At 66.8% G+C, this 14428-nt stretch carries 17 protein-coding genes; 3 read left to right on the top strand and 14 right to left on the bottom strand.

Features of this window, described 5'->3' with window-relative positions:
* Both BCR55_RS09430 and BCR55_RS09425 read right to left on the bottom strand, forming a co-directional pair.
* A complete protein-coding gene (locus BCR55_RS09430; RefSeq protein WP_006398214.1) occupies window positions 1-897 on the bottom strand; it encodes an ABC transporter permease in 897 nt (298 codons plus the stop codon).
* Between the two features lie 137 nt (window positions 898-1034).
* Window positions 1035-2000, bottom strand: coding sequence for an ABC transporter substrate-binding protein (locus BCR55_RS09425; protein ID WP_006411769.1), 966 nt, complete (start codon window positions 1998-2000; stop codon window positions 1035-1037).
* A 264-nt stretch (window positions 2001-2264) separates the two neighbouring features.
* Between BCR55_RS09425 and BCR55_RS09420 the strand changes: the two genes are divergently transcribed.
* Window positions 2265-2591, top strand: coding sequence for a VF_A0006 family four-cysteine protein (locus BCR55_RS09420; RefSeq protein ID WP_053296808.1), 327 nt, complete (start codon window positions 2265-2267; stop codon window positions 2589-2591).
* A 207-nt stretch (window positions 2592-2798) separates the two neighbouring features.
* Here BCR55_RS09420 and BCR55_RS09415 read toward each other — a convergent pair whose 3' ends face one another.
* Window positions 2799-3614 carry a MetQ/NlpA family ABC transporter substrate-binding protein gene (locus BCR55_RS09415; protein WP_006407024.1) on the bottom strand — a complete coding sequence of 272 codons (816 nt, stop codon included), beginning with the start codon at window positions 3612-3614 and terminating at the stop codon, window positions 2799-2801.
* Between the two features lie 254 nt (window positions 3615-3868).
* Window positions 3869-5518 carry a methyl-accepting chemotaxis protein gene (locus BCR55_RS09410; protein WP_053296807.1) on the bottom strand — a complete coding sequence of 550 codons (1650 nt, stop codon included), beginning with the start codon at window positions 5516-5518 and terminating at the stop codon, window positions 3869-3871.
* 196 nt (window positions 5519-5714) lie between these two features.
* Between BCR55_RS09410 and BCR55_RS09405 the strand changes: the two genes are divergently transcribed.
* On the top strand, window positions 5715-6005 hold the full coding sequence (locus BCR55_RS09405) for a YciI family protein (RefSeq protein ID WP_006398209.1): 291 nt from the start codon (window positions 5715-5717) through the stop codon (window positions 6003-6005).
* Window positions 6006-6183: 178 nt separating this feature from the next.
* On the opposite strand, the gene BCR55_RS09400 is transcribed toward BCR55_RS09405, so the two are convergent.
* The 5 genes from BCR55_RS09400 to BCR55_RS09380 are packed head-to-tail and all read right to left on the bottom strand — an operon-like array spanning window position 6184 to window position 10259.
* Complete coding sequence (locus BCR55_RS09400; RefSeq protein ID WP_006412121.1) at window positions 6184-6801, bottom strand: SCO family protein; 618 nt, start codon at window positions 6799-6801, stop codon at window positions 6184-6186.
* An 18-nt stretch (window positions 6802-6819) separates the two neighbouring features.
* On the bottom strand, window positions 6820-7722 hold the full coding sequence (gene cyoE / locus BCR55_RS09395) for a heme o synthase (protein ID WP_012212666.1): 903 nt from the start codon (window positions 7720-7722) through the stop codon (window positions 6820-6822).
* Window positions 7723-7729: 7 nt separating this feature from the next.
* Window positions 7730-8842, bottom strand: a complete 1113-nt coding sequence (locus BCR55_RS09390) for a heme A synthase (RefSeq protein ID WP_053296806.1) — start codon at window positions 8840-8842, stop codon at window positions 7730-7732.
* Between the two features lie 19 nt (window positions 8843-8861).
* Window positions 8862-9488, bottom strand: coding sequence for a cytochrome C oxidase subunit I (locus BCR55_RS09385; RefSeq protein WP_170933546.1), 627 nt, complete (start codon window positions 9486-9488; stop codon window positions 8862-8864).
* 60 nt (window positions 9489-9548) lie between these two features.
* The gene (locus tag BCR55_RS09380) at window positions 9549-10259 is read right to left on the bottom strand and encodes an SURF1 family protein (protein ID WP_053296829.1); all 711 of its coding nucleotides are present in this window, start codon (window positions 10257-10259) and stop codon (window positions 9549-9551) included.
* A gap of 84 nt (window positions 10260-10343) precedes the next feature.
* On the opposite strand from BCR55_RS09380, the gene BCR55_RS09375 reads away from it, so the two are divergent.
* Window positions 10344-10553, top strand: coding sequence for a twin transmembrane helix small protein (locus tag BCR55_RS09375; protein ID WP_006763330.1), 210 nt, complete (start codon window positions 10344-10346; stop codon window positions 10551-10553).
* 171 nt (window positions 10554-10724) lie between these two features.
* Here the strand turns inward: BCR55_RS09375 and BCR55_RS09370 are convergent, their stop codons facing one another.
* From BCR55_RS09370 to ctaD, 5 genes are all read right to left on the bottom strand, one after another.
* Complete coding sequence (locus tag BCR55_RS09370; protein ID WP_006398202.1) at window positions 10725-11582, bottom strand: cytochrome c oxidase subunit 3; 858 nt, start codon at window positions 11580-11582, stop codon at window positions 10725-10727.
* Between the two features lie 130 nt (window positions 11583-11712).
* On the bottom strand, window positions 11713-11913 hold the full coding sequence (locus BCR55_RS09365; protein WP_006398201.1) for a DUF2970 domain-containing protein: 201 nt from the start codon (window positions 11911-11913) through the stop codon (window positions 11713-11715).
* Window positions 11914-11929: 16 nt separating this feature from the next.
* Window positions 11930-12541 carry a cytochrome c oxidase assembly protein gene (locus BCR55_RS09360; protein WP_006407032.1) on the bottom strand — a complete coding sequence of 204 codons (612 nt, stop codon included), beginning with the start codon at window positions 12539-12541 and terminating at the stop codon, window positions 11930-11932.
* Window positions 12542-12576: 35 nt separating this feature from the next.
* Complete coding sequence (locus tag BCR55_RS32995; protein ID WP_006398199.1) at window positions 12577-12717, bottom strand: cytochrome oxidase small assembly protein; 141 nt, start codon at window positions 12715-12717, stop codon at window positions 12577-12579.
* Between the two features lie 69 nt (window positions 12718-12786).
* The gene (ctaD, locus tag BCR55_RS09355; RefSeq protein ID WP_006398198.1) at window positions 12787-14394 is read right to left on the bottom strand and encodes a cytochrome c oxidase subunit I; all 1608 of its coding nucleotides are present in this window, start codon (window positions 14392-14394) and stop codon (window positions 12787-12789) included.
* Window positions 14395-14428 lie beyond the last annotated feature (34 nt).

The following is a 14428-nucleotide window of genomic DNA, read 5'->3' as shown; positions in this document are numbered from 1 at the left end:
TCATGCCCCTCCGTTCTTGCGCGCGAACAGCTTCTTGCGCGTCGCCGGCAGCACCAGCGCGATCGTGACGAGCGCAGCCGTCACGAGGTTCAGGTCCTGCGCCTTCAGGCCGATGAATTCGCTGTTCAGCGCGAGCGCGATGAAGAAGCGATAGACGATCGCGCCGAGCACGACCGCGAGCGTCGTCAGCACGAGCCGGCGCGCGGGCAGCAGCGTCTCGCCGATGATCACCGCCGCGAGCCCGATCACGATCGTGCCGATCCCCATCGAGATGTCGGCGCCGCCCTGCGTCTGCGCGAACAGCGCGCCGGCGAGCGCGACGAGCGCGTTCGACAGCGCCATCCCGGCGAGCGTCGCGCGGCCCGTCGCGATGCCTTGCGCGCGCGCCATCCGCGGATTCGCGCCGGTCGCGCGCATCGCGAGACCGAGCTGCGACGAGAAGAACCAGTCGAGGCCGAGCTTCGCGACCACGACGACGAGCGCGAGCAGCGCCGGACGCAGCACGTAGTCGGGCAGCCAGTCGGGCTGCAGCACCGTGAAGACGGTCGGCTCGGTGATCAGCGGCACGTTCGGACGGCCCATGATCCGCAGGTTCACCGAATAGAGCGCGATCATCATCAGGATGCTGGCGAGCAGATCCATGATCTTCAGGCGCACGTTGAGCCAGCCCGTCACGAACCCGGCGAGCGCGCCCGCGACGATCGCGAGACAGGTCGACGTGAACGGGTCGTAGCCGGCGGAGATCAGCGTCGCGGCGACCGCGCCGCCGAGCGGAAAGCTGCCGTCGACGGTCAGGTCGGGGAAATTGAGGATGCGAAACGAGATCAGCACCCCGAGGGCGACGAGACTGAAGATCAGGCCGATCTCCAGCGCACCCAGAAACGAGAACAGAGACATGATGGAAAATCCTGTTGCCTCCCGGCCGGACGTGTGCGGCCGGGCCAAGCGAACGAGCGGCCCCGGTGGGGGCCGCCCGTCCGGCGGTGTCGAGCAGGCCCCGATCGGGCCTTCGGGCGCAGCCGGCAGGCTGCGGCTTACTTGATGACCGTCTTCGCTTCCTTCACGAGATCCGGCGAGAGCGTCACGCCCTGCTTCGCCGCCGCGCCCGTGTTCACGAACAGCTCGAGGTTGCTGCTCGTCTCGGAGGCGATCGTGCCCGGCTTCTCGCCCTTCAGGATACGCGCGACGACCTTGCCCGTCTGCCGGCCGAGGTCGCCGTAGTTGATGCCGAGCGCCGCGATGCCGCCGCGTTTCACGCTGTCGGTGTCGCCGGCGACGAGCGGAATCTTCGCCTCGTTCGCGACCTTCACGAGCGCTTCGTACGCGGACACGACGTTGTTGTCGGTATTCGTGTAGATCACGTCGACCTTGCCGATCAGGCTCTTCGCGGCCGGGCCGATGTCGACGGTGCGCGGCGCGGCCGCTTCCTTCAGCGTCATGCCCTGCTTCGCGAGAATCTCCTTGAGCTCCTTCACGACGACGACCGAATTCGCCTCGCCCGGGTTGTAGACCATGCCGACCGTCTTCGCCTTCGGCACGACGCGCTTGATCAGCGCGACCTGGCGATCGAGCGGCAGCTTGTCCGACACGCCCGTCACGTTGGTGCCCGACGGACCCCAGCCCTTCACGAGCTGCGCTGCGACCGGATCGGTCACGCCCGAATAGACGACCGGCACGCTCTTGGTGGCCGCGACGACCGCCTGCGCGGCCGGCGTCGCGATCGCGACGATCACGTCGGGCTGGTCGCCGACGAACTTGCGCGCGATCTGCGCGGCCGTGCCGGTGTTGCCCTGCGCGCTCTGGTATTCCCACTTGAGCTTGTCGTCGCCGTAGCCTTCCGCCTTCAGTTCGGCACGCACGCCGTCGCGGATCGCATCGAGTGCCGGGTGATCGACGATCGACAGCACCTTGACGGTTTGCGCGTGCGCGGCGCCGGCGAGCGCGAGTGCGGCCACGCCGGCCGTGATCGAACGGATCGCGAAAGTCTTGAAACGCTTCATGGGTGAGTCTCCCCCGTATTGTCGGTTCTGGATGATGGATTTCGCGCCGCGGCGGGCACCGCCCGCGCGAAACGGCGGCGGCCGGCCCGCGTGCGTGCCCCGGGAAGGCACGCGGCGGCGAACGCACGAGCATACCATTTCCGCAGACCACCGCCTGACTCCGCGCTTTCGTGCGCCGCGCCGCCGCCGCGGCCCGACGCGGCCCGACGCGTGCAGCGCTTTACGCTATGCTGTCGGCGGCCCTTTCATGTCATCGGGACGCCCATGCCTCCGGATCTCCGCTCGATCGCGACCGTTGCCGCGATCTCGATCGCCGCCGCGCTGTCGCCGCCGCCGGCCGCCGCATCCGGCCTCGCCGACGGCGACGCGCAATACGACCAGTGCATGCTGCAGGCGCTGCGCGAGAGCCGCAACGGCGCGGCGGCGCAACTGATCCAGCGCTCGTGCGACGCGCTGTACCGCAACAGCGCGATGCTGCTGCCGCGCGAGCGGCGCTATCACGAGTGCATCGTGCAGTCGCTGCCCGGCGTGCGCGACAACTATGCGATCCAGCAGATCATGGCGATCTGCTCGCGGCGCGGCGAGATGTGAGCGCCGTCATGCAGACACGGCCGGCCGCGCGGCGCTTGTCGTTCGCGAAAAGGGCGGCTGCACGAGGCAGGCCCTGTCGTTTCGGCGGCCCTTCGGGCCTTGTCGGCCGCTCCCGATCATGCGTAGCGGACGGGCACGCCCTGCCCGCCGCCGGACGAAAAAAAGGCCTGCACGCAGGCAGGCCTTCGTTCGATCGTCCGATCGCGTTCAGAACGACGCGACCATCGAACCCTTGAACTGCTTCTTGATGAATTCCTTCACCTCCGGCGACTGGTACGCCTTGACCAGCTTCTTCACCCACGGCTGATCCTTGTCCTTCGTGCGCACGGCGATCACGTTCGCGTACGGGCTCGTCAGCGACTCGAGCGCGATCGCGTCTTTCGTCGGCTGCAGGTTCGCGGCGAGCGCGTAGTTCGTGTTGATCACGGCCGCGTCGACGTCCGGCAGCACGCGCGGCAGTTGCGCGGCGTCGAGCTCGGAGATCTTCAGCTTCTTCGGATTGTCGGCGATGTCGAGCACCGTCGCGTTGTTGCCGCCCGTGCCGGCGCCGGCCTTCAGCTTGATCGCGCCCTGCGCCTGCAGCAGCAGCAGCGCGCGGTTCTCGTTCGACGGATCGTTCGGCACCGCGATCTTCGCGCCTTGCGGCAGCTCCTTCAGCGACTTGAACTTCTTCGAATAAACGCCGATCGGCGAGATGTAGGTCAGACCGACCGTCACGATCTTGTAGCCGCGCTGCTTCACCTGGCTGTCGAGATAAGGCTGGTGCTGGAAGCTGTTCGCGTCGAGATCGCCCGCGTCGAGCGCCGCGTTCGGCTGCACGTAGTCGTTGAACTCGACGACCTTCACGTTCAGGCCTTCCTTCTCCTTCGCCACCTTCTGCACGACCTGCCACACCTCGGCATCCGGACCGGCGACCGTGCCGACCTTGATGACCTTGTCTTCGGCGTGCGCGCCCGCCGACATCGTCAGCGCGGCACCGGCGGCCAGCACGGAAAAGACTTTCAGGAGACTGCGACGCTTCATCTGGTTTCTCGCTTTCTTGCAAACTGGAAATGGGGCGCGATACGGGTATCCCCCGACTCGCAGCAAGGGGCAAATGGTGTCACAGGATCGGCGGGAAGTGAAATACATCCCGCTCATATGGGTATGCACCGCGACGGTGCCGGCGCGGGCCGCAGCGCCGGCCGTTTCGTCAGAGCCGCCGCCCCGGCCGCTCCGCTCCGCCCCGCCCGGCCGGGCCGTGTCGCCGTGTCCCGGTGCGCGCGGCACGCCGCGCGTCAGGCGGCGACCGTCTCGCTGTCGGCGTCGTGCCGCTCGATGGCCGGTTCGTCGGCGTGCGGACGCGCGGGACGCGACGCACGCGGCGCCGCTTCGGCCGAATCGCCGACACGGAACGCGCCGATCGCATCGCGCAGCCGCCCGGCCTGCTCCTGCAGCGACGCGGCCGCCGCGGCCGCCTGCTCGACGAGCGCCGCATTCTGCTGCGTGACCTGGTCCATCTGCGTGACCGCGCGTCCGACCTGCGTGATCCCGCTCGCCTGCTCCTCCGACGCGGCGGCGATCTCGCCCATGATGTCGGTCACGCGCGCGACCGCCTGCAGGATCTCGCCCATCGTCGTGCCGGCCTGGCCGACGAGCGTCGATCCGTTGCGCACGCGCTCGACCGAGTCGACGATCAGTTCGCGGATTTCCTTCGCGGCCGTCGCGCTGCGCTGCGCAAGCGAACGCACTTCGCCGGCGACGACCGCAAAGCCGCGCCCCTGCTCGCCCGCACGCGCCGCCTCGACGGCCGCGTTCAGCGCGAGGATGTTGGTCTGGAACGCGATCCCTTCGATCACGCCGATGATGTCGGCGATCTTGTGCGAGCTGTCGTCGATCTCGCCCATCGTGACGATCACGCGGCTCACGACGTCGTGGCCCGTGCGCGCGATCTCCGATGCGTTGTTCGCGAGTCCGCTCGCCTGCCGCGCGTTGTCCGCGTTCTGCTTCACGGTCGCCGTCAGCTGCTCCATGCTCGCGGCCGTTTCCTCGAGCGACGCGGCCTGCTCCTCGGTACGCTGCGAGAGATCGTCGTTGCCGGCCGCGATCTGGCGGCTCGCGGCCGCGATCGACTCGGCCGACTGCCGAATCCCGCGCATCGTCGCCTGCAGCCGCGCCTGCATGTCGCGCATCGCGGCCATCATGCTGGTGCGGTCGCCGGTACGCACAGGCACCGGCTGCGTCAGGTCGCCCTGCGCGATGCGCATCGCGAGCGCGGCCGCCGCATCGGGCTCGCCGCCGAGGCTGCCGCGCACGTTGCGGATGATCACGAACATCGCCGCGCTGATCAGGACGCCGATCACGAGCACGACGACGAGGTGGCCGGCGAGCGTCCGGTAGTAGACGGTATCGATGTCCTTCACGAACACGCCGCTCGAGATGTTCCAGTCCCACGGCGCGAAGCGCGTGACGTAGCTGATCTTCGGCACCGCGGTCTCGCTGTGCGGCAGCCGGCCGCGATATTCGGCGAAGCCGCTGCCGGTCGCCTTCGCGGCATTCAAAATCGTCACGAACAACGGCTTGCCGTCCGGGTCGAGATAATCGCCGACCTGCGTGCCGACGAGTTTCGGCAGCGTCGGATGCATCAGCACGACCGGCTTCGAATCCATCACGAAGACGTAGCCCGCGTCGCCGTAGCGCATCGCGGCGAGGCTCGCGAGCGCGTCGCGCTTCGCATCGGCCTCCGGCAGCGTGCCGCTCTGCGCGAGCGCGTAGTACGACTTCACGATGCCGGCCGCCGCGTCGACGAGATTCGTGATCCCTTCCTTGCGCTCGGCCAGCATCGTCGCGCGCGTTTCGTACGCGCTCCACGCGCCAACGCCGAGCAGACCGATCCATACCAGCGCAAGCGCGAGCCATAGCTTGCGATTCAAACTCATTCTGCTCATCGGAGGTGCCCTGTTGTCGATGTCGATGCGCGCGCAGGCCGCCGCGCGCAAACGGTTGCCCCCGTATTTACGGCAGTGGCGCTTACAACTTGAATACGACGCGGGCGCCCGGCACGACAGCGAACGCCCGCTGTGCTACAAAGGTCCGCTGGCCGGTGCGCGCAATGCGCCGGCGACACTCCGAGGCCATTTCGACATGTACGTCATCGACATCCACTACACCGCGTCGCTCGAGCGCATCGACGACGCGCTCGAACGCCACCGCGCGTATCTGCAGCCGCTGCTCGACAAGGGCATCTTCATCGCGGCCGGGCCGAAGGTGCCGCGCGCAGGCGGCGTGATCCTCGCGGCGCGCATCGATCGCGACGCGCTGGAAGCGATCCTGCAGACCGATCCGTTCGTCACCGAAGGGCTCGCGACCTATCGCGTGACGGAATTCCGCATCACGCGCGCGGCGACCGGCTTCAACGTGCCGGCGCTGCCGTAACGCGATACGGGCGATGCGCGCCGGCGCCGCCCTGCATGTACGGCGCGCATGCACCGACAAGGGCGATGAGCAAAAAGGCGGGAGAAAAAGAAGGAACAGAAGGAATGCGTGACGGCGGCTCGCGGCCGTCACGCGCCTGCCGGGTCGAACGCCCGGACAGGCACGGCATGCCGGCCGATCAGCCGATCAGCAGCTTCAGGTCGTGCACCCACGGGCCGGGGCCCTGGCCGTCGCGCACGAACAGGCGCAGCTTGCCGTCCGGATCGAACACGTAACTCGCGGCCGTGTGATCCATCGTGTAGCTGCCCGGCGTCTTGCCGGGCACTTTCGCGTAATAGACGCGGAAATCCTTCGTCACCTTCTTCAGCTGCGCGTCGTCGGCCGGACGCAGCCCGATGAACGACGGATCGAACGCGGGCACATACTGGCCGAGCAGCGCGGGCGTGTCGCGCTCGGGATCGACCGTCACGAACAGCACCTGCACGCGCTTCGCGGCATCGGGCCCGAGCTGCTTCAGCGCTTCGGACAATTCGGCCATCGTCGTCGGGCACACGTCAGGGCAGTGCGTATAGCCGAAGAACATCACGACGGCCTTGCCCTTGAAGTCGGCGAGCGTGCGCACCTTGCCGGTCGTATCGGGCAACGCGAAATCGCTGCCGAACTGCGTGTTGCCGGTGATGTCGAGATTCTGGAATTTCGGCGCGTTGTCGCAGGCGGCGAGCAGCAGCGCCGCCGCGAATGCGCAGACGAGCGCCCAGCGCTGGCGCGTGCGGCGCCCGAACCATGAGTGGAGCATTGCGTTCAAACCGTGCGGTTACACGCCGAGCAGCGGGCGCGCGTAGTGATCGGCGAGCAGCGCGGCAAACAGCAGCGACAGATAGACGATCGAATAACGGAAGGCCTTGCGGGCGAGTTCGTCCGAATAATCGCGGTAGATCTTCCACGCATACGCGAGGAACACCGCGCCGAGCAGCACCGCGCTCGTCAGGTAGACGGCGCCGCTCATCCCCGAGATGAACGGCATCATCGTGACTGCGAACAGGATCACCGTGTAGAGCAGGATGTGCAGCCGCGTGAACTTCTCGCCGTGCGTGACGGGCAGCATCGGCAGGCCCGCGTTTTCGTAATCCTTGCGGCGATACAGCGCGAGCACCCAGAAATGCGGCGGCGTCCACACGAAGATGATCAGCACGAGGATCCACGCGTCGCCCGGCACGGCGCCCGTGACCGCCGCCCAGCCGAGCGCCGGCGGCATCGCACCCGACGCGCCGCCGATCACGATGTTCTGCGGCGTCATCGGCTTGAGCAGCAGCGTGTAGATCACCGCGTAGCCGACGAAGGTCGCGATCGTCAGCCACATCGTCAGCGCGTTCGTGAACGTGTAGAGCGTCCATGCGCCGAGGCTGCCGAGCACGGCCGAAAACAGCAGGATCTGCGGCGTCGTGATCTCGCCGCGCGCGGACGGGCGCCACGCGGTGCGGCGCATCATCGCGTCGACCTTCTGTTCGACGAGGCAGTTGATCGCGAACGCGGCGCCGGCCAGCAGCCAGATGCCGACCGTGCCGCCGATCAGCACATGCCACGGCACCATGCCCGGCGTCGCGAGGAACATGCCGATCACCGCGCAGAACACCGCAAGCTGCGTGACACGCGGCTTCGTCAGCGCCATGTACTGGGAAAAGCGGCTACCGGGCGATTGGGAGAGGGTGCTTTGCATGGGACGGTCACGCCGCGGCGGCGTCGCGCGCAGGCTGCACGACACGGCCGGGGCGGCTTGAAAGGATGCGAAAGTTTAACATGACGACGAGCAGCAGCAGGATCGCGGCGCCGCCGTTGTGCGCGACCGCGACCGGCAGCGGCCACTGCAGCACGATGTTGGTCAGCCCGGTCACGAACTGCAGTACGACGACCAGCAGCACGCCGTTCGCGGGCCGCCGCAGCGACGCGAAGCGGCGCATCTTCAGCGCGAACGCGATCAGATACGCGACGACGACGAACGCGAACGTCCGGTGCGTCCAGTGGATCGCGACGAGCGCGTCCTGCGTGATCGCCTCGCCGTCGCGCGTCATCCCGAGCGCGCGCCACAGATGGAAGCCCTGCTCGAAGTTCATCGGCGGAATCCACTGGCCGTTGCAGGTCGGGAAGTCGGTGCAGGCAAGCACTGCGTAGTTCGTGCTGACCCAGCCGCCGAGCGCGATCTGCACGACGAGCAGCACGAGCGCCGCGAGCGCGGCCGCACGATAGCGGCCGGCTTCCGGGTCGTGCGCGGGCAGCGGCGTCTGGCGCGCGGCGAGCCAGCCGAGCGTGCCAAGCAGCGTGAGGCCGAGCAGCAGGTGCGTCGTGACGATCACCGGCTGCAGCTTCATCGTGACCGTCCACGCACCGAAGATGCCCTGCACGACGATCAGCAGCAGCAGGCTCGTCGGCCACCACGGCGACACGTGCAGCGGGCGGCGGCGCAGCTTCGCGGACCACGCGATCACGACCTGCGCGATGATCAGCACGCCGATCGCCATCGCGAAATAGCGGTGGATCATCTCGATCCACGCCTTGGTCATGCTGACGGGGCCGGTCGGCATCGCCTGGTGCGCTGCCGTGATCGCCGCATGCGCGATGAACGGCGACGACGTGCCGTAGCAGCCGGGCCAGTCGGGGCAGCCGAGGCCCGAATCGGTCAGCCGCGTGAAGCCGCCGAACATCACGAGGTCGAGCGTCAGGAAGGTGGTGACCCACACGAGCTTGCGGAACTTGTCGTCGTCGGCCTTCACCCACACGTGCGACAGCGGCAGCAGCGCGATGCAGATGCCGATCAGGCCGAGTTGCAGCAAATAGGACATGGTGCCTCGTCGTGTCGAGTTAACCGATGCTCGACCACTTCAGCAGCTTCGTGACGTCCGTCTTGATCTTGCTGGGGTTCGGGTCTTTCGGGAAACGCATCATCAGATTGCCGTTCGGGTCGACCAGGTACAGATGGTCGGTATCCTGCGTGCCGGTATCGGCGGGCAGCCACGCGGCGACCGCAGCCGGATCGGCGACGAGGCGCCGTGTATCCGGATACGCGTCGAGCACCTTCTGCGGGACCGCGCCCGCATCGCTGCGCAGCCACACCATCGTGATCCGGTGCCGCTCGCCCGCCTGCGTGACGCGGATCTGCCGCATGAAATAGAGCTTCTTCACGCACGCTTCGTCGCAGGCGCTGCGGTCGGTCATCACGAACAGCCACACGCCGCGCAGCGACGCGAGCGGCACCTGCTTGCCGGTCTCGTCGGTCACGACGAGGTTCGCCGGAATCGGCCGCTGCGGCTCGATCAGCGTGCCGTAGTTGGTCGAGCCGCCCTTCGGCTTGATCACGTAGTAGGTGAAGTAGGACGCGAGCATCGGCGCCGCACAAACGAGCCCGAGCAGCACGAGCATCCAGCGGCCGCGCTTGCGGGCCGCCGGCGAAACCGGCGTGGCCGCCGGATCCCGACGGGAAGATTGGATCGACAAATCAGACCTCTCGAAACGAACGCGCGGCGCAGGCGCCGCGTCCGGGCATCGCGCTCACGCGCCGGCCGATTTCTTCGCCGCACGCCGCGCCGCGTACAGGCCGAAACCCAGCGCGGCCGCCGCCATGCCCCACCACTGAAACATGTAACCGTAATTGCGCTCGACGCCGGTCGTCGCCGCCGGCCAGTCGCGCACGAGCTTGTCGCCGTCGTCGCTCGTCTGCTGGATCACGAACGGCTGCAGCGGCAGCCCGGTTTCCTTCGCATACGCGGCGACGTCCAGGTTCTGCCGAATCTTCTGATGCGGCGCGGAACCGCCTTCGCCGAGTTCGAACGCGCGCGTTGCGTCGGCGCGCGCGATGCCTTCGATCTCGATGTCGCCGGCCGGCGTGGCGAACGGCTCGATCGCGGTGCGATCCGCGATGTTGCGCGGCAGCCAGCCGCGATTGACCAGCACGTAGCCGCCGCCCGTGAGTTTAAACGGCATCACGACGTAAAAGCCCGGCTGGTCGTTATACGGCCGATTGTCGAGGAACACCGCTTGCTCGGGAATGAAGCGGCCCTTCGCGCGGACGCGGTGAAACTCGATCTCCGCGAGCGGAATCGGCTGCGCGCCGACGTCGACGGGCGCCGCGTGCTCGTAGCGCACGATGTTCGCCTGCAACGCTTCCTTCTGGTGTGCGCGGTCGCGCTGCCAGAAGCCGAGCCGGATCGTGACCGCGACGACGGCGAGAATCAGCAGCGCAGGCAGCCAGCGGATCTTCATCGCACTGCCCGCGAGGCGCACGCGCAAAAGCGAAGTGCGATAATTATCCTCTTCCTTTCGAATTGCCGTCGTCCGGCTCGTGTCATGCACATACTCGTTCCCATCGCCTTCGTCCTCATCATTGCCAGCATGGGCTCGGCGCTCTATTTCATGATGCACGACCGCGGCCATACGAAGCGCATGGTCTGGTCGCTCGCCACCCGCGTCGGGCTGTCGATCTCGCTGTTCCTGTTCATCCTGTTCGCGAACTGGATGGGCTGGATCCATTCGACCGGGCTGCCGATCGGACGTTGATGCCGCCGTGGCCGCTGTGGCATTTCGCCGCATCGCCGCGCCGCCAAGCAAAAGCGCCGCCTGACTGAGTCGCGGCGGCGCCGGGGCGGTGCTGATCGCCGGCAGCCAGCCGCTGCCCCGTCCGCACCAATGAAAACGGCCCGCGCATCGCTGCGCGGGCCGTTCGTCCATTTACAGCCAGTAGACGACGACGTACAGGCCGAGCCAGACGACGTCGACGAAGTGCCAGTACCACGCGGCACCTTCGAACGCGAAATGATGATCGGGCTTGAAGTGGCCGCGGATCATCCGCACCAGCACGACCGCGAGCATCGTGCCGCCGAGGAACACGTGGAAGCCGTGGAAGCCCGTCAGCAGGAAGAACGTCGAGCCGTAGATGCCCGAGCCGAGCGTCAGGTTCAGTTCGTTGTACGCGTGGAAGTACTCGAAGCCCTGCAGGAACAGGAAGCAGACGCCGAGCACGAGCGTTGCCGCGAGCCATGCGATCGCCTTCTTGCGGTGATCGTCGCGCAGCGCGTGGTGCGACACCGTCAGCGTCGCGCCCGACGACAGCAGCAGCGCGGTGTTCAGCGTCGGGATCGGCCACGGGCCCATCGTCTTGAAGTGACCGGCGAGCGCGGCCGGGCCTTCGTTCGGCCACACGGCGGAGAAATCCGGCCAGATCAGCTTGTAGTCGAGGCTGCCGAGCTGATGCAGCGCGATTTCGCGCGCATAGAACAGCGCGCCGAAGAACGCGCCGAAGAACATGACTTCCGAGAAGATGAACCAGCTCATGCTCCAGCGGTACGACTTGTCGACGTTCTTGCCGTAGTGCCCGCCTTCGGACTCGGCGATCGAATCGCCGAACCAGTGGTACAGCGTGAAGAGCAGCCACAGCAGGCCGAGCAGCGCCGTGTACGGTGCCCAGTCATGACCGTTGATCCACAGCGCCACCGACCCGAGCATGACCAGCAGGCCGACGGCCGCGCTGATCGGATGCTGCGACGGATGCGGCACGAAATAGTACGGGGTCTGGTTTTGACCGCTCATGCTTGATTCTCCACTTCAGTCCAATTTGTGTACCGGAAACCGCTCCGGCTTTATTTCTTGCGCGGCGCGACCGCCGCCGCTCTTTCCTGCACGCGGCGCCGTGGCACCGCGCATTGCATCGTTCCGTCCGTCAGCCGACCACCGCGCGCACGATCAGGATCAACACGCCGATGAACGCGGCCGCGGCGAGCAGCGCGACGATCAGCACGTGCAGCGGATTCAGCTGCGTCGCGTCGGCTTCGAGATCGCGTCGCTTGCGCACGCCGAAAAACGACCACAGCACCGCTCTGAGCGCCTGGCCGAACCCGCCGCTGCGCGTGGGCTCCGTCATCGTCCCGCCTCCGTCGTCATGCATCCGGCTTCGCCGCCGCACGCTGCGCGGACGTTCCGGGCGCGGCCGGCGCTGCGACTGCCGGCGTATTCAGTTCGAAGAACGTGTACGACAACGTGATCGTCTTCACGTCCTTCGGCAACTTCGGATCGATCACGAACACCACCGGCATCTTGCGCGACTCGTTCGCGGCCAGCGTCTGCTGCGTGAAGCAAAAGCACTCGATCTTCTTGAAGAACTCCGTCGCCTGCTTCGGCGCGTAGCTCGGAATCGCCTGCGCGACGACCGGCCGGCCCTGCCCGTTCGTCACGTCGTACACGATCGTCGTCAGCTCGCCCGGATGCACGTCGAGGCTGTTGTGCTCCGGCTTGAAGCCGAGCGGCCCGCGCGCATTCGCATCGAACTCGACCGACACCGTCCGGCTGGTGTCGACCTGCGTGTTCTTCGCCTCGCGCTCGCTGACGTCGCGCTGCAACAGATTGTTGATGCCCGTGACCTGACAGATCGCGCGATACATCGGAATCAGTGCGAAGCCGAACCCGAACATCAGCGCGGCGACGACGAACAGCTTCACCAGCATCGAACGGTTGAACGCGCGATCGGCGGCGCCCGCTTCCGGCTTCGACATACGACAACTTCCTCGCTACTGCATCGGTTTCTGCGTCAGTGAGTGGACAGCCACCACTGCTTGATCACGACACCCACAAAAAAGACGGCGACGATCACGAGCAGGATCAGGCCGAGCCGCTTGTTGCCCGCGCGGATCTGCTCGGGCGTACGTCTTTGTTGTGGATTCCGGGTCATCTGATACTTCGGTTCGGCGTCCGCCGCGCCTGCCTGCGCGGCAGGCGGCGGCGGAACGCGCGGTGAAACTTATTCGACGTGCGGCGGTTGCTCGAACGTGTGGAACGGAGCCGGGCTCGGCACCGTCCATTCGAGGCCGGTCGCGCCGTCCCACGGCTTGTCCGACGCCTTCTCCAGCTCGCCGCCGCCACGGTAGGCCGGCAGCACGACCGCGAACAGGAAGTACACCTGCGCGAGGCCGAAGCCGAATGCGCCGATCGTCGCGACCTGGTTGAAGTCCGTGAACTGCGCCGGGTAGTCCGCATAGCGGCGCGGCATGCCCGCGAGGCCGACGAAGTGCATCGGGAAGAACGTCAGGTTGAAGAAGATCATCGACGCCCAGAAGTGGATCTTGCCGCGCGTCTCGTTGTACATCCAGCCCGTCCACTTCGGCGACCAGTAGTACCAGCCCGAGAACAGCGCGAACAGCGAACCCGCGACCAGCACGTAGTGGAAGTGCGCGACCACGAAGTAGGTGCCGTGATACTGGATGTCGAGCGGCGCCATCGCGAGCATCAGGCCCGTCAGGCCGCCGAACGTGAACACGAACAGGAAGCCGATCGCGAACAGCATCGGGGTTTCGAACGTCATCGAACCGCGCCACATCGTCGCGAGCCAGTTGAACACCTTCACGCCGGTCGGCACCGCGATCAGCATCGTCGCGTACATGAAGAACAGCTGGCCGGTGACCGGCATGCCGGTCGCGAACATGTGGTGCGCCCAGACCATGAACGACAGGATCGCGATGGAGGCCGTCGCGTACACCATCGAGCTATAGCCGAACAGCGTCTTGCGCGAGAACGCCGGGATCACCTGCGACACGATCCCGAACGCCGGCAGAATCATGATGTACACCTCGGGGTGGCCGAAGAACCAGAAGATGTGCTGGTACATGACCGGGTCGCCGCCGCCTGCCGCGTTGAAGAACGACGTGCCGAAGTGACGGTCGAACAGCACCATCGTGATCGCGCCTGCCAGCACCGGCATCACGGCGATCAGCAGGTACGCGGTGATCAGCCAGGTCCACGCGAACATCGGCATCTTCATCAGCGTCATGCCCGGCGCGCGCATGTTCAGGATCGTCACGACGATGTTGATGCCGCCCATGATCGACGACGCGCCCATGATGTGCACCGCGAAGATCGCGAAGTCCATGCCCGGGCCCATCTGCGTCGACAGCGGCGCGTACAGCGTCCAGCCGGCGGCCGTCGCGCCGCCCGGCGCGAAGAACGAGCCGACCAGCAGCACCGCCGCGACCGGCAGCAGCCAGAAGCTGAAGTTGTTCATCCGCGCGAACGCCATGTCGGACGCGCCGATCTGCAGCGGAATCATCCAGTTCGCGAAGCCGACGAACGCCGGCATGATCGCGCCGAACACCATGATCAGGCCGTGCATCGTCGTGAGTTCGTTGAAGAACTCCGGACGCATGATCTGCAGGCCGGGCTGGAACAGCTCGGCACGGATGCCGAGCGCCATCACGCCGCCCGACAGGAACATGATGAACGAGAACAGCAGGTACAGCGTACCGATGTCCTTGTGGTTGGTGGCGAACAGCCAGCGCCGCCAGCCGTGCGGCGTTTCGTGCGCGTGGTCGTCGTGCGCGTGGCCCGCGGCTACGTCGTGCCCGATGCTAGACATGAGAATCTCCTAATGCGAATACGTCGACAAACTC

The sequence above is a fragment of the Burkholderia sp. CCA53 genome (genome assembly GCF_001685525.1).
GTDB lineage: Bacteria > Pseudomonadota > Gammaproteobacteria > Burkholderiales > Burkholderiaceae > Burkholderia > Burkholderia multivorans.
This window is presented reverse-complemented; position numbering and strand designations above follow the sequence as displayed.